The organism is Candidatus Pantoea formicae, assembly GCF_011752625.1.
Taxonomy (GTDB): Bacteria; Pseudomonadota; Gammaproteobacteria; order Enterobacterales; family Enterobacteriaceae; genus Pantoea; species Pantoea formicae.
On sequence record NZ_VWXD01000003.1, the window covers coordinates 615964 to 635687 of the forward strand.

Below are 19724 nucleotides of genomic sequence, written 5' to 3' on the forward strand. Positions count from 1 at the left end.
GCTCTGGGGCTGATGTTCAGGTGATAACGCAGCCTGGTACCGCTCAGGGGCTGGTGTTCAGGTGATAACGCAGTCTGGTGCCGCTCTGGGGCTGGTGTTCAGGTGATAACGCAGTCTGGTGCCGCTCTGGGGCTGGTGTTCAGGTGATAACGCAGTCTGGTGCCGCTCTGGGGCTGGCTGTCCTCGCGCCGCTCACGCGGTACCTTCACTTCACTCGTCCGCCTGACGGACCGGTGCAGACGGGACTTTCCCTGTCCCGGCTGCACCTTTCGCCAGCATCCATGCTGGCTCTCCTGGCTTCCTCATTCCGTTCAGCGCTGCGAAATGCCATCCCCAGAGCGGCACCAGCCTGCTTGCTAACTTCCGTTTACGCTGCTGGAAAGGGCACGATGACTCAGGCGATAGCGTTTTTACTGCTACAAAGGGCGAGATGGCTCAGGCGAAAGCGCTTTTACTGCTACAAAGGGCACAGTGTCTGAGGCCACAGCGCCTCTGATGCTGCAAGGGCTATTCGCAGCGCTGAGGCGGAGACGTTGTGCCCGGAGCCAGTCGCAGGGATGCGACAGGCAGTTCGGGTAGGCCAGGACGGCCGTACCCGAACGTTCCGGCCGGCACGACGTTGCAGCTGAAGGCACCGCGAAGCGGCGCGAGGACGGCCCGGCAGCAGCAGAGGTGCTGTGGCCCACACTGAAACGTGCATAAGAAGAAAGCTGCTATTCCAGGAAACAACAACCTACCAAAACAGCCTCTTAACTGACCCGCATTCCACTATTGATGCTATCCATTGGCACAACCGCGTGAGTATCTCGATAAAACCGCACGACCTCACCCACCAACAGTAATGCCGGTGACTGCGCCTGTTCCCGTGCTATGGTTGCCGTCAGGTCAGCGAGCGTGGTGACCATGACCCGCTGGTCGGGTCGCGTGCCGTTCTCAATAATGGCGACCGGCGTATCGCGAGCCCGCCCCTGCGCCTGTAACTGGGCACTGATGCTCGCGCTCCATTTCAGCCCCATATAAAACACCAGCGTTTGATTATCAGCGGCCAGACTCGCATCGTCGAGTCGTGGCTCACCGCTTTTGCCATGACCGGTAATAAGACGCAAAGACTGGGCGCAGTCGCGATGCGTTAACGGAATACCACTGGCCGCCGCACAGCCCGCCGCCGCCGTGATACCCGGTACTATCTGGCAGAGAATGCCAGCCTGCTGCAGTGAGACCATCTCTTCACCGCCGCGTCCGAAGATAAAGGGATCGCCACCCTTTAAACGCACCACCCTGCGTCCACTGGCCGCCAGATCGATCAACAGCTGATTGATTTGCGTCTGCTTGAGACCATGACTGCCAGGCTTTTTACCCACATCGATGGCCAGCGTACTGCCAGGCACTTCGGCCATAATGGCATCGCTCACCAATCGGTCATACACCACCACGTCCGCCGTTTTGATTAACCGCAGCGCTTTCAACGTTAGCAATTCAACATCACCCGGCCCGGCACCCACTAGCCAGACACAGCCTGCAACCGATGCGCCATCCTGCGGATTAAGCAGTTTATCAAGACTATCAATCGCCTGAGTCATCAGGTTCTCCACTACTGCGCGACGCGCAGAGTTACCAGCAAGTTTTTAAGCTCCGGAATACAGGAGCCACAGTTGGTGCCACACTTCAGCGCCGCGCCCAGTGAGGCCGGTGAATCACAGCCCTGTTCAATCGCCCGGCGTATTGCCACCTCACCCACGCCAAAGCAGCTACAAATGGTTCTTCCCTGACTTTCACCCTGAGCCGGACGGCCGCCCAACAGCGCATGGCGTTGCTGTGGCGAAGAGGATGTATCGGCAAAAGCACACGCAACAAAACCATGATCAATCTCGGGCAAAGCGGGGCCAGCATAAAACGCACATACCAGGCGACCGTTGTGCCAGCCCAGCCTATGCAGCTGCTGCCCCGCTTGCGCCTGTTGCCACTGCAATGCCTGCATGCCCGGTTGCTGCATCAGCCAATCGGCAGCCTGCGCCTGCCCCGCCAACACATAACGTTGTGCACCCTGCTGCGGTGCACGGGACCAATACAACACCTCTTGCGGTTGCATGACGTCAGTTAAATACAGCCACCCTTGCCATGCGGGACGCAGAGGTTGCAGGCGCACCGCCGTCTGCTTCAGCGCCGGTTGCCCAGACTCTGGGCAACAGAGAGCAGAGACCAGGCCATTGACATTAGCTTGAGCGCTAAACTGGCGTGTCCAGTGCATCGGGATAAACAGCTGGCCACGCGTAAGTCCCGTATCGATCACCACCCGGCCACTCCACCAACCCAAGGCTGATTGCACACGCGTAATATCCCCCTGACGTAAGCCGTGAGCCTCGGCATCGTGCGGATGCAGCGAGACAAAGGGCTCATCGTAGTGCTGCATCAAACGCGGAACGTTGCCGGTACGCGTCATGGTGTGCCACTGGTCGCGAATACGTCCGGTGTTCATCAACAAGGGATAGCGTTCACTGGTCTGGACCGTCACAGGGATCGCGGGCGGCAGTAAACGTGCTTTGCCATCTGGATGAAAAAAATGGCGGTCGGCAAACAGCCGCGCCGTTCCGCCCGGCACCAGCTCATTAATCGGCCACTGCACTGGCGCAAGCTGGTCATACTGTTCAGGCGTAATAGTGGCCAGTGCGCTGATATCGAAAGCGCGACGACCCGCATTTTCAAAGCCCGACAGTGCTGCATGTTCAGCAAAAATTTCGCAGGGATGCTGCCACGCAAAGGCGTCAGCAAAGCCCAGCCGCTGCGCCACCTGCGCCAACAACCACCAATCAGGTTTCGCCTCACCGACGGGGGCAATAAAACTGCGCTGACGTGAAATACGGCGTTCCGAGTTAGTTACGGTGCCATTCTTCTCGCCCCATCCTTGCGCGGGCAGCAGCACATGCGCCAAATCGGCGGTGTCACTGCGCGCGCTCACTTCAGAAACCACCACCAGTTCGCATTTTTCCAACGCCTTAGCAATACGATTCCCTTCAGGCATCGACACGGCAGGATTGGTGCCCATGATCCACACCGCTTTGATCTCGCCGCGTTCCATGGCCTTAAACAAATTCACTGCCGTTAGACCCGGCTGGCGCGCAACGCATGAGCTGCCCCAGAAACGGCTCACCCGATCCACGTCTTCATCACTGAAACCCATGTGTGCCGCTAGCTGATTGGCTAAGCCGCCGACCTCGCGCCCACCCATTGCATTCGGTTGTCCAGTCAGCGAAAAAGGCCCCGCTCCGGCGTAACCCATTTTCCCGCTTAACAGATGCGCATTGATGATCGCATTGTTGTTATCACTCCCGGTTTGCGACTGGTTGATGCCCATACACCACAGCGTCAGCACGCGTGGCTGCGCCGCGAACCACTGCCAGAAAGTGAGAACCTCCTGCTCGCTCAGCTGACAGGTTGCCGCCACCTTGGGCAGATCCCAGGCGCGACAGGCTGCCAGCGTGGCGTCGACATTCATCAGATGCGGCAACATCTCTGCATCGACCGCATCCTGTTCGCTCAACCAGTTGAGCAGCCCGGCGAACAGAGCGCTGTCCGAACCTGGCTTCAAAGCCAGATGCAGGTCAGCCAGATCGCAACTGGCCGTACGACGAGGATCGATCACCACTAACTTCATGTCTGGCCGGTCGCTTTTCGCCTGCACCAGCCGCTGCCACGCGACCGGATGCGCCCATGCCGCGTTAGAGCCCACCAGTACCACAACATCCGCCTGTTCGATATCTTCGTAGCAGCAGGGCACGGCGTCTGCGCCAAAAGCCCGTTTGTATCCCACCACCGCCGAGGCCATGCACAGCCGTGAATTGGTATCCATGTTGGCCGCACCGATAAACCCTTTCATCAGCTTGTTTGCTGTGTAGTAATCCTCGGTCAGCAGTTGTCCGGAGCCGTAAAACGCCACCGACTCGGGGCCATGTTGCGCGATAATGTCACGCAGTCGATCCGCAACGTGATCCAGCGCCGCCGCCAGACTGACACGTGAACCGTGAATCTGCGGCCACAGCAAACGCCCCTCGCTGGAGAGTGTTTCCCCCAGCGCGGAGCCTTTAACACACAGGCGACCGTAATTAGCAGGATGCAAGCTATCACCGCTGACGGGCTGGTTAAGGTCTTTCACCTCTACGCCACACCCCACGCCACAGTACGGACAGGTGGTTTTCATGATGCGGCCGCAAGTGCCAGAACCGGCTGATGGCCCAGCCACACTTTGCCGTCATCCACCCGTACCGGCCAGCAGCGTAGCTGATGTTCGGGATTATCCAGACTTTGCCCATCACGTAGGCGAATACGCTGTTTGTACAACGGCGAAATCACTACGGGTTCGCCAGCCACGTCACCCAGAATACCGCGTGACAGCACGCTGGCTTGGGTACCCGGCTCAATATCTTCAAGCGCGTAAATCGCCTCGCCTAAACGGAACAATGCCACACGCTGACCACCCAAGCGGGCGCCAATGCCTGCGGTGGCCGGAATGGTGGTGACATCACAAATGGCACTCCATGGCTCGACGGGTAAGGTGGTGGTGGGAATGATATCCATGGCTGCTGGCTGGCGCTGGTCACGCACGCGCACATAGTTCAGGGTTTCATCTGCAGCCTCGCTGTTAACCGTGGCATTGAACAGGGCGCGGCGTGATGGATCTTGCAGCGTGCTGTGCCATTCACACTGGTAGCGATCGACCACCAACTGCATCTCTTGTTCCAGCATCTCGCCGATACCCAGTGCATCTTCAATCACCACGCTGCGCAGGTAATCCAGCCCCCCTTCCATGTTATCCATCCACACGCTGGTACGTTGCAGGCGGTCGGCCGTGCGCACGTAGAACATCAGAATGCGGTCGACGTAGCGCAGCAACGTGTCATCATCAAGATCGCTGGCGAAGAGGTCCGCGTGACGCGGCTTCATCCCGCCGTTGCCGCACACATAGAGATTCCAGCCTTTGTCAGTGGCGATCACACCAATATCTTTGCTCTGCGCCTCGGCACATTCCCGGGTGCAGCCTGAGACTGCCATTTTGATTTTGTGCGGGGCACGCAGCCCTTTGTAGCGATTCTCCAACGCGATGGCGAAGGCAGTTGAATCCTGCACGCCATAGCGACACCAGGTGGAGCCGACACAGGACTTTACGGTACGTAGCGATTTACCGTAGGCATGTCCGGTCTCAAAGCCCGCGGCAATCAGCGTTTCCCAGATATCAGGCAACTGCTCCAGACGCGCGCCAAACAGATCGATTCGCTGCCCGCCGGTGATCTTGGTGTACAAATCGTAGCGCGCGGCCACTTCACCAATGGCAATCAGACCCTGCGGCGTGATCTCGCCCGCTGGCACGCGTGGCACAACAGAATAGGTGCCATCTTTCTGGATGTTGGCAAAGTAACGGTCGTTGGTGTCTTGCAGTGGCAGGTGCTGCGGCTTCAGCAGATACTCGTTCCAACACGAGGCTAGCAGCGAACCGGCCAACGGTTTACAGATTTCACAACCATGCCCACGGCCATGCTGCTGGATCAACTGATCAAAGGTGGTGATGTTACCGACGCGGATCAGGTGATAGAGCGCCTGACGTGAGTAGGCGAAATGTTCACAGATATCTTTCTTCACCTCCACGCCCTGGTTCGCTAACTCCAGTTCCATCACCTGCTTCACCAGCGCACTACAGCCGCCACAGCCGGTTGCTGCTTTAGTACAGCTTTTGATTGACGCCATATCGCCACAGCCGCCCTGCACTGCCACGCAGATATCGCCTTTAGTGACGTTATGACAAGAGCAGATTTGTGCCGTCTCTGGCAGCGCCGCGACCCCGAGCGCTTTAGAGGGGGAACCTGCCAACTGCGGCAGGATGAGGCTTTCCGGCTCGTTTGGCAGTGGCATCTTGTTGAGCATCATCTGCAACAACGAACTGTAGTCAGCGCTGTCACCCACCAGCACGCCGCCCAGCAGGGTTTTGCTGTCTTTACACACCACCAGTTTTTTGTAGATGCCTTTGGGATTGTCAGTCCAGTGGTAGCTTTGGCTGTCGGTGGTTCGGCCATGCGCATCGCCAAACGACGCCACTTCAACACCCAACAACTTCAATTTGGTGCTCATATCCGCGCCGCTGAACGCCAGATCTTCCTGCGCCAGTTGGGCCGCCAGTACACGCGCCATCTGATATCCGGGTGCCACCAGGCCAAAAATCTGCCCCTGCCACACCGCACATTCACCAATCGCATACACGCCCGCCACATTGGTTTCACACGCATCATTGATGGTAATGCCGCCCCGCTCACCGAGCTGAATGCCCGCCTCCCGCGCCAGCGCATCGCGCGGTCGAATACCGGCAGAGAACACAATCAAGTCGGTCTCCAGCACAGTGCCATCCGCAAAGCGCAACTGCACGCTGCCATCTGGCTGACTTTCAATCGCCTCGGTCTGCTTACTGGTATGAACCTGGACCCCCAGCGCACTGATTTTGCCGCGCAGCATCTGTGCACCGCCGTCATCCAATTGCACCGCCATCAAACGCGGTGCAAACTCCACCACGTGCGTTTCCAGCCCCAACTGTTTCAGCGCATTCGCTGCTTCCAGACCTAATAAGCCGCCACCGATCACCACACCACGCGTCGCGTATTTCGCCGTGGCCGCAATGGCATCCAGATCGGCCAGGGTGCGATAAACAAAGCAGTGTGGATCATCGCGCCCAGGTACGGGCGGCACAAAAGGCACAGAACCCGTTGCCAGCACCAGCTTATCCCATGTCAACTCAGCACCACTGGCATCGCGCAGGCTGCGCTTAGCGCTATCAATCGCGACCACCTCACAACCGCTGCGTAATTCAATACCGTGCTGTTCAAAGAAGTTCGCGCTGACCAAAGAGAGATCGTCAGCACTTTTCCCCGTGAAATACTCCGTGAGGTGCACGCGGTCATACGCCATTTGGGGTTCGTCGCCGTACACCACAATGTGATAGTGCTGGTGCAGTTCACGGCTCACCAGTTGTTCAAGAAAATGGTGACCGACCATGCCGTGACCGACCACGGCGAGAAGAGGTTTGCTCATCACATTGCTTCCTGCAGCACAGGGCTGCGTTGAGAGGTTATCCAGACCGAACAGCGCGTTGATATCCACGCGTTCAGCCTGTTGAAGTTGGGTGAGCAGCGTGCCCGCTGCCTGGCTATCGCCAAACAGCAGCACACCGCGAAGCGCGCCATCGCGCAGAAAAAGACGGCGGTAATGGCCATCAATGGGATCAAAACTGGTGATGGAATCTCCTTCACGGATGTCTCCGGCACTGAACATCTCGATGCCCGTGACTTTCAGCCGTGTACCGCTCTCCTGATAGTGGAAATCAGCCACCGGCTTACCGGCTAGCTGCGCCGCCAGCACCTCCGCTTGCGCAAGGCACGGCGCGACCAGACCAAAGGTTTCCCCATCGATTTCGCAGCACTCGCCCAGCGCGTAGACGTGATCAACTTGGGTTTGTAGCTGGCGGTTGACCAGGATACCGCGCTGACAAGGCACGCCAGCATGCTGCGCCAGCGCCTTTTCCGGCAGCACACCGATCGCCATGACCACCTGTTGCGCGGGCAGTAAGGTGCCATCCGTCAGGGTAACGTGAGCGGTATGTATCGCCTGTAGCGACACCCCCAAGCGGCAGTGAATACCCCGCTGGGTAAGATGCTGAGTGAGCAGCTCGCCTGCCTGTTGATCCAACTGACGCTCCAGCAACCACGGGCGATGGTGTAGCAGCGTGACGTCACGCCCGCGTAGGCGCAGCGCGGCCGCCGCTTCCACACCAATCAGCCCACCTCCCAACACGACAACCGGGCCAGACTGCGCCAGCATGGCGTCAACATCGCGCAGCGTGCGAAAACCCAACACCTGCGGGCGCTCAATGCCCGGCATCTCCGGCATGCGTGGTTGTGAACCGCACGCAAACACCAGCTTGTCCCAGTGCAACGTGCGCCGATCGGTGCAGACAGTGCGCGCATTGAGATCCACCTGACGCGCTTCCTCGCCCATCAGCAGTTGCACCTGATGCGCGACATACCACTCCGGCGTATGCAGCAGCGTGTCAGCAAAGGCTTTCTCACCCGACAGCACCGGTGACAGCATCACGCGGTTGTAATTGCCCTGCGCTTCACGGCCAATCACCGTGATGGCATAGCAACCCGGCGCCCGCTGCAGCAAGGTTTCCACCATCCGCATCGCCGCCATGCCATTACCAATCACCACCAGTCGCTGCACCATGGCCCGCTCCCTATGCCACCGCAGTCTGTTTTTCGTAAAGGAAATGCAGAATCTGCTGGCGCAACTGGTGATAGCGAGGCTCATCGGCCAGTGCCACACGTGAACGCGGACGTGGCAAATCAATAGCCAGGATTTCACCGACCTGCGCTGCTGGCCCATTGGTCATCATCAGCACACGGTCCGACAGCAGTACCGCCTCGTCGACATCGTGCGTGATCAGCACGATGGTGGTCTTCAACTCCTGCTGAATACGCATCACACTGTCTTGCAGATGCGCACGTGTTAAGGCGTCTAAAGCCCCAAAGGGTTCGTCAAGCAGCAGCACACGTGGCTTCATTGCCAACGCACGGGCAATGCCCACGCGCTGCTTCATGCCACCGGAGATCTCCGAGGGGCGTTTGTGCATGGCATGGCCCATCTGCACGCGATGCAGATTGTGTTCAATCCACTCACTCATCTCGCTTTTGCTCATCTGCCCTTTAAACACCTGCTGTACCGCCAGCTCGACATTTTGATAAGCGGTGAGCCACGGCAGTAATGAGTGATTTTGGAACACCACGGCACGTTCTGGACCAGGGCCGCTGATTTCGCGGTTTTCGCACAGCAGTACGCCGCTGGTGGGTTGGGTCAACCCGGCGATAAGATTGAGCAAAGTGGATTTGCCGCAGCCTGAGTGACCAATCAGACTGAGCGTTTCACCGGCCTGAATATCGAAACTGACGTTGTCGAGTGCCAGGAATTCACCGCTGGCGGTGTTAAAGCGCTGGCTGACTTGCTGCACACGAATAATCGGGGTCATGATGGTCTCCTATTTATCCCAGCTAAAACGGCGCGCCAGCAGCATCAGTGCTTGCTCTAACAGCAGCCCGATGACGCCAATCACCACGATGGCAATCAGGATGTTTTCCACGTTGAGGTTGTTCCACTCGTTCCAGATCCAGAAGCCGATGCCCAAGCCCCCCGTCAGCATCTCGGCGGCGACAATCACCAGCCAGGCAATGCCCATCGACAAGCGCATCCCTGTCAGCACGGCAGGTAACACGGCAGGGAACAGGATGCGGCGCATCACCGTCCATTCGTTAAGACGCAGGACGCGTGCCACGTTGAGGTAATCCTGTGGAATGTGCTGCACGCCTTCGGCGGTGTTAATCACCATGGGCCAGATGGAACAGATAAAGATGGTCCAGCTGGAGGCGGGTTCTGCCCGTTGAAACAGCAGCAGACCAATCGGCAACCACGCCAGCGGACTCACTGGGCGTAACAGCGCGATAATCGGATTGAACATGCGTGCCACGAAAGTGAAACGGCCAATCAGGAATCCCGCCGGGATACCCACTAACGCCGCCAGCCCAAAACCCACGGCCACACGCTGCAGCGAAGCCACAACGTTCCAGCCGATGCCCTGGTCATTGGGGCCGTTGTTGTAGAAGGGATCGGCGAACAGCGTCACCGCCGCCTGCCAGGTGGCAAAGGGTGTTGGAAAACCCTTGCTCCACACCGAGGCCAGCTGCCAGACAAACAGCAGCAAAATCACACCACAGCTCGCCGGGATCAGCCGCTGCAGCAGCGGCCGCAGCCAGCGCTGGCGAGCACGGGGTTTCTGCGGCACGTTGAGCGCAATCACCTGCGCCGGTTGAACGACTAACTCAGTCGCAGGTTTTAGCGTGCGGGCTTCAGATTTCATGCTGACCTCACTTAACTACGTTTGATGGCGAAACTGTCGGCATAAGCGGCGGGGTTGCTGCCGTCCCAGACTTTGCCGTCGATAAGCGTGCTGCTTCGCATTTCCGTGGAGGGTATTGAGACCCCGCCCACTGCGCTGGCAGCGTTTTTATAGATGTCGATGCGATTAATCTGGCGGGCGACGGCGGCGTAATCGGGCGCGGTTTTCACCAAGCCCCAGCGTTTCATCTGGGTCAGGAACCACATGCCGTCAGAAAGCCATGGGAAGCTCACCTCGCCATCGTGGTAGAAACGCATGGCATGCGCGTCCTGCCAGCTCTGGCCGAGCCCATTGTCGTAATGGCCGAGCATGCGCCCTTCGAGAGTTTCCACTTTTGTGTTGATCCACGCCCGACCGGCTAACACGGCAGCGGTTTCTTTACGATTGTCGTCTGAGGCATCTATCCAGCGTGCGGCTTCGAGCACTGCAGCGGTCAACGCGCGCGCGGTATTAGGGTTCTCTTGTACCCATTGCGCCCGCGTGGCGAGAATTTTTTCCGGATGATCGGGCCAGATTTGTTGTGTGGTGGTGGCGGTAAAACCGATGTTGTCGCTGATGGCACGCTGGTTCCATGGTTCGCCCACGCAGAACCCGCTCATGTTGCCCATCTTCATGTTCATTACCATCTGTGGCGGTGGCACCACCACAGTGCGCACATCCTCAAACGGATCGATACCGGCATTCGCTAGCCAGTAGTAAAGCCACATGGCATGCGTACTAGTGGGAAATGTGTGCGCAAAGGTGTAAGTCCCCTTTGCCTGGCTGGCAATCAGCTTTTGCAGGCTGGCCGCGTCCGTGATCTTTTGTTCTTTTAACTGGTTCGCCAGAGTGATGGCCTGTCCGTTGTTATTCAACGTCATCAGATTGGCCATATCGTGCTGTGGCCCTGCCACACCCAGCTGTAAGCCGTAGATCATGCCGTACAGGGCATGCGCGGCATCCAGTTCACCTGCTGTCAGTTTGTCACGTACTGCCGCCCAACTGGCTTCTTTACTGGGTTGCAGTGTGAGTCCATATTTTTTATCGAAGCCTTTCACTGACGCCATCACCACCGGTGCGCAGTCTGTGAGGGGAATAAAGCCAACGCGAACGCTGCTTTTTTCTGGCGCATCCGAACCGGCCGCCCACACCGCGTTACGTAATCCCGGCAGTAAATAACTTCCACTGACTACCGCGCTGCCCAGCAGAAACTGACGACGTGAAACCGAAAACCGCGTTTTGCTCATCATGCGCATCCCAAAAAAGAAATAAAAAAAGGCGTCCTCCCGCATGTCGTTAAAACATGGGGCCGGACGCCTTTATCCAAAGCACTCGCTTCACCGCCGTTGGCGAAACAAATGCGCAATGTCTGTAAGGTATTGCAAAGCCTGTGCCAAAATAAAATCACCGCTATTTCAGGGTGCTGGCTTCGGTACTGGTCGATATCACCGGTGATCTGCACTGCCCTGACGCACAATACGCACAGGCTTTGTGCAACTACCTATTTAGGGTTATGACTTTAAAGTGGCTGCCACGGCAAGAACCGCCTGAGCAATATCCAGCATGCGTTTGTTTTGATTCATCGCGCTTTTGCGCAGCGCCTGCCAGGCATCCTGCTCACTAAAACCGTGCTGCTGCATGAGCCAGCTTTTGGCCTGATCGATAATTTTGCGCTCATCCAGCGCAGCGCGCATGGTGGCAAGCTCATCGGCCTGCGCTTGCAAGCGTTGGGCCTGCTCACCAATCATTGATAACACCGAGCGCCCCAGCTGTGGGGCCAGGCCACTGCTGCTGAGCGTGTTTTCCTGCCCATCCAGCCAGCTTGCGCCCGCCACATAGAGTGAGAAACTCGCCTCTTCCTGATGCGCCAGCTGTTGCAGTTCCACTTGTTCACTGGCGGCAATCGCCCGCTCGCAGCAATGCATCAATGTGCTGCACAACGCATCTTCTATCTGCTTCATGTGATCAAGACGTTCGCTCAGCAGAGTGAACCAATGCAGTACACCATCCTCACCGCAATGCGCATCGGTACAGGCGATGCGTCGTAGCCGTTCGATCTGGCTGCCGGCATCGGCCATTGCCTGCCAGCGTTGTAGGTTACTGGCATCCGCAAATTGGCTGAACGTCGCGAAGCTCTGCTCCTGAGCAGCAATCAACACCTGAATGCGCTGGCGCTGCATCGGGGTAAATGTGCCTGCGGCAAAGCCTGCCGAACCTGTGGCACGCTCCTGCCCAGCCAACTCTTTGCCCTGCATAAAGCTGAAGAGCGCGATCAGTGCACGGGAAATTTCCGGCTCGCTCGCTGTGTCAGCCGCTTCAAACACCAGGTTGAGCAAGGTACGGATAATATGATTGAACGCATCCATTGCCTGAGCGTGGCTGCATTTTTGCCCGTGCACCTGCTGGCGCAGCGCAGGCAAACTTTCCAATGCCTGCAACGCCACGGCAATCAACATGCAAAAACGGCTGTATCCAGGTTGCGCCACGGCTTGCGGTAACACGTTGATCGCCGCCTGTTGCCGTTGCTGAACCTCCTGCGCGCGGATTTCAAGTTCATCACCAAATAACCGGCCAGCCGAGCACAGCCAGATGTTGCTGGCTCCGCGCTCACGCTGTAACACATGAATCAATTCGCTGAGTGCAAGAATCTGTTCGCCGGTGTGCAACAATCGCTGCAGGCTGGCAATCTCGCTGGCGCGACTTGCGCGTAAGTATTCTAAAGCCCGGCTCATTGCTCCCCCCGCAATCAAATGGATTGATAGCAAAAATTAAGCAAAAGCCGTGCCGAACTCGGTTTTAATCGGATGGTAAAGCTCACGGAAATTCCGAAAGTCATAAAATTGTTTACTTGCGCAATCTTTTTTTGACCCTCACAATATATTAATTAAATTTACCCTTCTTATGAATGTGACAAAGCCGGGAATTGCTTTCTCGCCCGAGTTGATTTTATCTGCTGCCGAATAAGTTAATGCAGCTTATCTATCACTCTCAGCACGCTTTTTTTATCCTCACCTGTCGTTGCATTTTTGCCTGGTAGCACGGGATTTCCCCCAGTGCAATGGATTGAATTCTCAAAAGTCTTAGGTAGACTGAGCACAGCACTATCTTTCTGTAATCTGACTATTTTTTGATGGCTTTCTTGCTGCTTGATCTGCCCGCCTTAACCGCGTGTGCCACCTATTAATCTGCAGCTAATCTGATGAAACTTGAGGTTCATGGTGAATAAGAGTCTCGTGCTAACCCTGCTGGCAGTGTTAACGTTGGCGGGTTGTAAAGCGCCAACACCACCCGTGACTGATGACACGCTGGTGACCAGTGAGGTGAATGGCGTCAAACTGGTTCACCGTAACGCGGTGGCAGCACCAGGCGAGTTCACGCCGGTCAATGAAAGTTTTCGCGCACTTTATGCTGCATCCGTGATGACCACACCGGATTACAGCGGCAAAATCGTGCGTTATCTCGATAACGCTAAAACATTCGAAGTGCTTGGCCGTGTGGAGCACAGCTGGCTCGCGATTGCTGACGAGCCGAATGGACCGTTGATTGGCTATATTCCGCCGAAAGCCGGGGTCGAAAGCAGCCGTTACGACGCCACCATTCGTAGCGATCGTCCACGTCCCCGCCGCACCAAACAGGTCTGTGTGGCCGTTGGAGGCGCCAGCAAAGCCTGTCGCACCAATGATACCGCGACCTGGATCCTAGACTGAGAATGCAATACGGCGCAGATTGTCCGCAGAAAGGTCGCTTTCTGTGGACTGTACAAAGCACCATTGCCGGGAAAATCGAGATTTAATGACTCAGGATTCTGTTGCACGCGATGGCATTGTCGCGGGCAACGATAACCTTTTGCTCAATGCCGCTGCACCCATTCTGAATGCCGTTGTACGTATACGGCAGGCTGCCACGCATGACGATCCCGCCGGTTTACGCCAGCTGTTGATCGAAGAAATCCGCCAATTTGAACAACGCTGCAAGCAAGCCGGTTTGCCTTTTGAGATGATCATTGGCGCCCGCTATTGTCTTTGCAGTGTATTAGATGAGGCTGCCGCCCAGACGCCATGGGGCACTCGGGGGGTATGGTCCGGAAACGGCATGCTGGTGACCTTTCATAACGAAAGCTGGGGCGGAGAGAAGGTGTTCCAACTGCTCTCTCGCGTTTCACAAAGTCCACAACAGCATTTGTGGCTGTTGGAAGTCATCCACTATTGCCTGCTCCTCGGCTATGAAGGCCGCTACCGTGGCAGTGAGAGTGGACGCGCTCAGTGTGAAGGCATTCGAAAGCGCCTGGCACAACTCATCCAGGAAACGCGCCCCTCCACCGCCAATCCTGCCACGCCACTGGTGGAAGTCCATCCGCTGGTGAGCAGCCTGACTCGTCCCATGGTGCCGCTGTGGGCTTGCGCCACCTTAGCGGCCTTGATCGCCTGCCTGATATACAGCGGTCTGAACTGGCGGCTTGGCAATGCAGCTGAACCGCTGCTGCGCGCCATCTATCAAACGCCTTTACCACAAATCATGCCGGGACGTCGCCCCACTTCTCCGCAGGCATTGCTCGATCTACACCAACGTTTAAACGATGTGATCGCCGCTGGCCAACTAGAGGTGAGCGACGGCGCATTTGGTAGCAAAGTGATCATTCCCGCTGACAAGCTGTTTTCTGCCGACGGAACCGTGGTTAATCAGGTAGGACGCGCGCTGCTGGCGCATGTTGCCAGCGCTATGAAAACGGTGAAAGGGACTGTTTTAGTCTCGGTCTATACCGATAACAGCCCCGTTGATGGTCGCTTTGCCTCCAGCTATGAATTCTCCTTTGCCCGCGCTCGCGCCGTCACGCAGTTACTGAACCCACAGCTTGCCGAGGGACACAGCGTGAAGGCGGAAGGCCGTGGCGACAGTAATCCTCTGCTGCCCAATGACAGCAATGAAAACCGTGCGCGCAATCGTCGTGTCGAAATCACCCTGTTTGCGGCACCGGAAACCCTTGGCAATCATCCGGGAGGCCAGTGATGCGCGCATCGCTGCAACACCTATTAACCCATCGTTTACTGTGGAGCCTGATTGGCGTCACGGCCCTGAGCTGCGTGCTCTGGATGCTGGGTCCCTTGTGGAGCTGGGGAGACACCCGCCCACTCGAGCCTGTTTTCCCGCGCCAGATCGTCGTGGGTCTGCTGTTTTTCTGCTGGGTGTTGTTCCAGTTTATTCCCGCAATATGGCGCGGCTGGTTTAACAGCAAACTGCTGAATCGCCTGCAGGAGATGAGCAGTGAAGAGATATCCGATCGCCAAGCCACCGATACGTTACTGGCGCAGCGCTTTAGCGAAGCCGCTTTACGGCTGAAACGCACCCAGTTTGGCCGTCGTCATCAGCAGAGTTGGCTGGCTCGTTTTCAGAGCCACTACCTCTATCAGCTTCCCTGGTACGTGATCATGGGGGCACCCGGCGCCGGGAAGACAACGGCGTTGCTCAATGCTGGACTGGAATTCCCTCTCACTGACAGTTTGGGTAAAGCCGCGATTCGCGGAGTGGGCGGCACGCGCCACTGTGACTGGTGGTTTACCGACAGCGCAGTATTAATTGATACGGCGGGCCGTTACGCCTTGCAGGAGAGTCAGCGCGTACGCGACGGCGCGGAGTGGCAGAGTTTTATTAATCTGCTGAAGCGCTATCGCACACGCCAGCCGATTAACGGCGTGATCATGACCATCAGCGTGGCAGATCTGTTAACAGACTCAGCCGAGGCGCGTCATGCCCAGGCCAGCGCGCTGCGCGCACGTATGCAGGAACTGCACCAGCAAACGGGCATCCATTTTCCCGTGTATGTCATGGTGACTAAAACCGACTTACTCAAAGGGTTTATGAGCTTCAATGCTGGCTTGAGCAAACCGCAGCGTGACGCCATCTGGGGATTCACCTTTCCGTGGGAGCCTGGAAAACCGCGTAAGGATGACTGGCATAACAGTTTCAACCAGCAATATCAGCATTTAGAACAGCGTTTGCAGCAGCAGCTGGCGGGTGTGATGGCCAGTGAGCGCGACCTCACCCAACGCGCCGACAGTTTTCTGTTCCCTCAGGAGTTCAGCTCGCTGCGCCCACTGTTAAATGAATATCTCGATGTGGTGTTTTCCCGCCACGAGGATGAGATTGCCTGGTCGGCACGGGGGCTATTCTTTACCAGCGGAACCCAGGAAGGTTTGCCCTTCGACCGCATCATGGGCGAACTCAACCGTAAGTTACAGTTGCCGCACACGGGTGAGAACAGTTTCGCCACCTGGGATAGCGTAACACGCCATAACCCTATTCCCGGTAACAAAGGCCAGAGTTTCTTTATTCGCGATCTGCTCAGTGAACTGGTATTTCGTGAGAGTGGCCTGGCGGGCAGTAATCGTCACTGGGAATACCGCAACCGCCTGTTTCATTGGATCGGGTATGGCGCGCTGACTGGCGCGTTGTTACTGCTGTCAGGGTTATGGCTCGCCAGCTACGCCCAGAACCAGCGCTATCTCAATCAGGTTTCCGCCCGTATTGGCCCGATCACGGTGCAAAGTCAGCAGGTATTACATCAGCCAGCCGATAATATTTTTGATCTGCTACCCTTCTTAAATAACCTGGTAAAACTGCCGTTATCGGACCGTTTTTCCCTCGACAATCCGCCGCTTACCATGCGCGTGGGCTTGTATCGTGGCAACCAGGTCAGTGATGCAGCATGGGTACTTTATCAAAATGCGCTTAAGTCACTGCTGTTACCCCGCGTGGCCCAGCAGATCACCAATTTGTTGCGTGATGATCCTGGTGACGACAATGAGTACAGCCGCAATGCCTTGCGCGCCTATCAAATGCTGTATCAACCGCGAAATTATGATGGTGAGTTTTTACGTGGCTGGCTGATGCAAAACCTACAGCGCAATTTGCCAGAAGATGTTAACGCACGTGATTTACAACAGTTGGACTGGCATCTCAGCCAGTTGTTGGATCAGCAGATTCAGTCGTCACCTTATGCGCGTGACAATGCGCTGATGATGCGCAAGCTTGCGGATAATCTGAAAAACGCCGGAGAGAATGGCAACACGCTGGCGATTGCGCCGCGCGTAGTATCGCAGCGATTGACCGGACACAGTGAGTAATGGTGAGGTAACAATGGCGACGCATACCGTACCGGGTTGGTACGGAAAATTACCCGCCACCGGGGATTTTCTGCGCCAGCGCCTGAGTGAGACGACCGTAGCCCCCTGGAGCCAGTGGTTTCAGCAAGGGTTGATGCAGTGGCATCAGCAGTCCGACGCCAATACGTCGCTGTTTTTGCGCGCGCCGGTGTGGAATTTTGTGTTACCTCTGTCGCCATTGCGTCAGCAGATACAGATGGGCTGCTTATTGCCCTCGTGCGATCGGGTCGGCCGAAGCTGGCCGCTGCTGGCGTTACGCAGTTTCCCGCTCAGCCATTGGCACAGTGCACAACTGGCCATGTCCGGCGATTGGTTTCAGGAACTCGGCGCACTGCTCCTGCGTGGCGTGCGTGACCGGCTGAATCCTGATGCGCTGGAACAACAGATGCAACAGTTAGCCCCGCTCATGGTGCCGGATAAACAGCGCAGTGACATCATGGACATCATTGGTTTTGATGACTTGCCCTGCACATTGAGCTGGCGAGAGGTCGCCGATAATTTTGATCCCCAGCAGCACATTAGCTACTGGTGGAGTAATCGCAGTGACGGATTTGCCCACGCCACGCACAAACACAGTGGCCCGCTCACCGCACAACTGTTTTCGTTATTGTTTAACCCGGCTTCAGGTGCTCAGCCGGGACGCAACGGGCTCTATCCACCGATGTTTGAATAGACCGTCGCGATTTCCTTGTTAATGGGACGACTCATGCAATTTACCATTGTGCAGTGCAATACGGATGTGCCCGCCAAGACGGTAGCGTTTAAGCCGCCAGGGGGAACTATCGGTCGCAGCCAGGATAACGATCTGGTGTTACCCGACGAATCACGCGCAATTTCACGCTTGCAGGCCCTGGTGCATCTGTCACCGGAGGGCGAATGCCGTCTGACCAATCAAGGTAGCGTCACCTCCGTGGTGCTGAATGGCATCGCGCTGAAACGTGGAACTCAGGTGCAATTGCAACACGGTGATGCGCTGCAAATCGGTGAGTATGGGCTGGAAGTCCGTGACCCGGCGTGCCAGAACGTGCAACAGGATGACCCCCTTGCGTTCTTCGCGGATAGCGCAGCCGATCCGCTCGGCATGCAGCAGGAACCTGACATCCTGGTAGAACCTGCGATGGCCCGTCAGGAACGACGCACTGACCCGCGCCTGGGGATCGATCCACAAAGTGATTCGCCCACTCTGCCCGTCGCGATGACGGGTGTCGATCAGGACAAACTGGTCGCCGCGCTGTTAGAAGGTATGGGGCTGAACAACGGCCATCAAACCCCTTTTACCGAGGAGCAAATGCGCGTAACGGGCCGTATGTTGAGCCTGTTTTCTCAAGGCACAGTCGCCCTGCTCTCCTCACGCTCCATCCTCAAACGCGGTGTTAAGGCGGATATGACGATGATCCTCAATGAGGCCAACAATCCGTTCAAAATCCTGCCCTCTGGCAAAACCGTGTTGATGCAAATTTATCAAAGCCAGATGCCCGGCTTTATGCCACCCGAAGCGGCGGTGCGTGATGCCTTAGTCGATTTGCAGGCACATCAACTCGGTATGATAGCGGGCATCCGTGCCATCATTGCCTCAATGCTGCAGTCATTTAATCCTCAGCGACTGGAAGAGGAAGCGCGTCACGAGGGTGTGCTGCCGAAATTGCCTTTTTCGGCTGGGCGGAAAGCCGCGCTGTGGGATTACTTCTCGCGCCATTATCAGCGTACGGCGGGCGAAATCGAGGATGACTTCCATACGCTGTTCGGCGAAGCGTTTTTGCATGCCTATGATATGGAAGTCAACCAGTACAAAGACTCCCAGACGCGGACTGATAACGCATGAAAATGATGTTTGCCAGCCGCTGCCAACAGGGAATGCGGGACGAAAACCAAGACCGCACCGGCACAGAGCTTGACGAACATAAAGCCTGTTTTCTGGTCTGCGATGGTGTCGCCGGTCTTCCCGGTGGGGATATGGCAGCGCAAATTGTGCGTGATACCTTGCTGACGCAGTTACAAAACAGTGAGGTGTTCACCCCTGACAGCACCCGTACAGCCATTGAAGAGTGCCAGCGCGTACTGCTAGAAGCGCAAGGAAAGAATCCGAAATATGCCCGTATGAGTACCACCCTTGCCGCGCTGTTTATTGACCGTAAAACACAGCGCGCATGGTGGGCACACGCAGGTGACAGCCGGGTTTATCACTTCCGTCACGGTGTGCTAAGTCAGGTGACACGTGACCACAGCCTGGCGCAGCAGCTCCAAGAAGCAGGCTATGAAAATTCCGGCATTAACAGTAATTTACTCTATAATGCGCTCGGCGTTGAGCCTTCACGTCCAGCCACCTTCAGCGAAGTGATAGCGTTAACCGATGGTGATGCCTTCCTCGTTTGCACCGACGGATTTTGGCTCAATTTGACCACCCACGAGATGGAACAAGCCCTGCGCATGGTGAATGCCTGCGAAGAGTGGCTGACTTTGATGGAACAAGCCGTAAACCGCAGTGTTAAAAGCGACAATCTCAGCGCTCTGGCAATCTGGATTGGCGAACCGCAGGAAGCGACGCTGCTTTATTCCCAGGCTGATGCGGCACGTTTTCTGCCGACACGTTATTGATTCCAAGG

At 56.7% G+C, this 19724-nt stretch carries 13 protein-coding genes; 6 read left to right on the forward strand and 7 right to left on the reverse strand.

All coding sequences use genetic code 11. From position 1 onward, the window contains the following. Positions 1 to 749 precede the first annotated feature (749 nt). The 7 genes from cobA to F3J38_RS11640 all read right to left on the reverse strand — a co-directional run bounded on the left by cobA (position 750) and on the right by F3J38_RS11640 (position 12693). The gene (gene cobA / locus F3J38_RS11610) at positions 750 to 1580 is read right to left on the reverse strand and encodes a uroporphyrinogen-III C-methyltransferase (RefSeq protein ID WP_167138491.1); all 831 of its coding nucleotides are present in this window, start codon (positions 1578 to 1580) and stop codon (positions 750 to 752) included. Positions 1581 to 1591: 11 nt separating this feature from the next. Continuing rightward, positions 1592 to 4195, reverse strand: coding sequence for a nitrate reductase (locus F3J38_RS11615; RefSeq protein WP_167138493.1), 2604 nt, complete (start codon positions 4193 to 4195; stop codon positions 1592 to 1594). Next, positions 4192 to 8259, reverse strand: coding sequence for a nitrite reductase large subunit NirB (nirB, locus tag F3J38_RS11620; protein ID WP_167138495.1), 4068 nt, complete (start codon positions 8257 to 8259; stop codon positions 4192 to 4194). Before nirB ends, F3J38_RS11615 begins: the two co-directional genes overlap by 4 nt. Before the next feature lie 10 nt (positions 8260 to 8269). Further along, the gene (locus tag F3J38_RS11625) at positions 8270 to 9058 is read right to left on the reverse strand and encodes an ABC transporter ATP-binding protein (RefSeq protein ID WP_167138497.1); all 789 of its coding nucleotides are present in this window, start codon (positions 9056 to 9058) and stop codon (positions 8270 to 8272) included. 9 nt (positions 9059 to 9067) lie between these two features. Continuing rightward, entirely contained in the window at positions 9068 to 9943 is an 876-nt protein-coding gene (ntrB, locus tag F3J38_RS11630) for a nitrate ABC transporter permease (RefSeq protein ID WP_167138499.1), read from the reverse strand. Positions 9944 to 9954: 11 nt separating this feature from the next. Further along, entirely contained in the window at positions 9955 to 11208 is a 1254-nt protein-coding gene (locus tag F3J38_RS11635; protein WP_167138865.1) for a CmpA/NrtA family ABC transporter substrate-binding protein, read from the reverse strand. Between the two features lie 264 nt (positions 11209 to 11472). Further along, complete coding sequence (locus tag F3J38_RS11640; RefSeq protein ID WP_167138501.1) at positions 11473 to 12693, reverse strand: nitrate regulatory protein; 1221 nt, start codon at positions 12691 to 12693, stop codon at positions 11473 to 11475. Between the two features lie 483 nt (positions 12694 to 13176). Here F3J38_RS11640 and F3J38_RS11645 point away from each other — a divergent pair, with 483 nt between their 5' ends. The 6 genes from F3J38_RS11645 to F3J38_RS11670 all read left to right on the forward strand — a co-directional run bounded on the left by F3J38_RS11645 (position 13177) and on the right by F3J38_RS11670 (position 19716). Continuing rightward, positions 13177 to 13668, forward strand: coding sequence for an SH3 domain-containing protein (locus tag F3J38_RS11645; RefSeq protein ID WP_205298216.1), 492 nt, complete (start codon positions 13177 to 13179; stop codon positions 13666 to 13668). A gap of 85 nt (positions 13669 to 13753) precedes the next feature. Then, a complete protein-coding gene (icmH, locus tag F3J38_RS11650) occupies positions 13754 to 14968 on the forward strand; it encodes a type IVB secretion system protein IcmH/DotU (RefSeq protein WP_167138502.1) in 1215 nt (404 codons plus the stop codon). Then, a complete protein-coding gene (tssM, locus tag F3J38_RS11655; RefSeq protein ID WP_167138504.1) occupies positions 14968 to 17082 on the forward strand; it encodes a type VI secretion system membrane subunit TssM in 2115 nt (704 codons plus the stop codon). The genes icmH and tssM overlap by 1 nt, the downstream gene beginning before the upstream one ends. Before the next feature lie 13 nt (positions 17083 to 17095). After that, positions 17096 to 17794 (forward strand): type VI secretion system-associated protein TagF, encoded by a 699-nt coding sequence (gene tagF / locus F3J38_RS11660; RefSeq protein ID WP_167138506.1) that lies wholly within the window; start codon positions 17096 to 17098, stop codon positions 17792 to 17794. A 33-nt stretch (positions 17795 to 17827) separates the two neighbouring features. Then, entirely contained in the window at positions 17828 to 18943 is a 1116-nt protein-coding gene (tagH, locus tag F3J38_RS11665; RefSeq protein ID WP_167138508.1) for a type VI secretion system-associated FHA domain protein TagH, read from the forward strand. Then, positions 18940 to 19716, forward strand: coding sequence for a PP2C family protein-serine/threonine phosphatase (locus tag F3J38_RS11670; RefSeq protein WP_167138510.1), 777 nt, complete (start codon positions 18940 to 18942; stop codon positions 19714 to 19716). Before tagH ends, F3J38_RS11670 begins: the two co-directional genes overlap by 4 nt. Positions 19717 to 19724: the final 8 nt, after the last annotated feature.

Bases quoted from the DNA above. Each gene is read 5' to 3' on its own strand.
- ntrB (WP_167138499.1), bottom strand. From the start codon at position 9,943: ATGAAATCTGAAGCCCGCACGCTAAAACCTGCGACTGAGTTAGTCGTT.
- cobA (WP_167138491.1), bottom strand. From the start codon at position 1,580: ATGACTCAGGCGATTGATAGTCTTGATAAACTGCTTAATCCGCAGGAT.
- tagF (WP_167138506.1), top strand. From the start codon at position 17,096: ATGGCGACGCATACCGTACCGGGTTGGTACGGAAAATTACCCGCCACC.
- nirB (WP_167138495.1), bottom strand. From the start codon at position 8,259: ATGGTGCAGCGACTGGTGGTGATTGGTAATGGCATGGCGGCGATGCGG.
- F3J38_RS11615 (WP_167138493.1), bottom strand. From the start codon at position 4,195: ATGAAAACCACCTGTCCGTACTGTGGCGTGGGGTGTGGCGTAGAGGTG.
- F3J38_RS11670 (WP_167138510.1), top strand. From the start codon at position 18,940: ATGAAAATGATGTTTGCCAGCCGCTGCCAACAGGGAATGCGGGACGAA.
- F3J38_RS11640 (WP_167138501.1), bottom strand. From the start codon at position 12,693: ATGAGCCGGGCTTTAGAATACTTACGCGCAAGTCGCGCCAGCGAGATT.
- F3J38_RS11625 (WP_167138497.1), bottom strand. From the start codon at position 9,058: ATGACCCCGATTATTCGTGTGCAGCAAGTCAGCCAGCGCTTTAACACC.
- tagH (WP_167138508.1), top strand. From the start codon at position 17,828: ATGCAATTTACCATTGTGCAGTGCAATACGGATGTGCCCGCCAAGACG.
- F3J38_RS11635 (WP_167138865.1), bottom strand. From the start codon at position 11,208: ATGAGCAAAACGCGGTTTTCGGTTTCACGTCGTCAGTTTCTGCTGGGC.
- icmH (WP_167138502.1), top strand. From the start codon at position 13,754: ATGACTCAGGATTCTGTTGCACGCGATGGCATTGTCGCGGGCAACGAT.
- tssM (WP_167138504.1), top strand. From the start codon at position 14,968: ATGCGCGCATCGCTGCAACACCTATTAACCCATCGTTTACTGTGGAGC.
- F3J38_RS11645 (WP_205298216.1), top strand. From the start codon at position 13,177: ATGGTGAATAAGAGTCTCGTGCTAACCCTGCTGGCAGTGTTAACGTTG.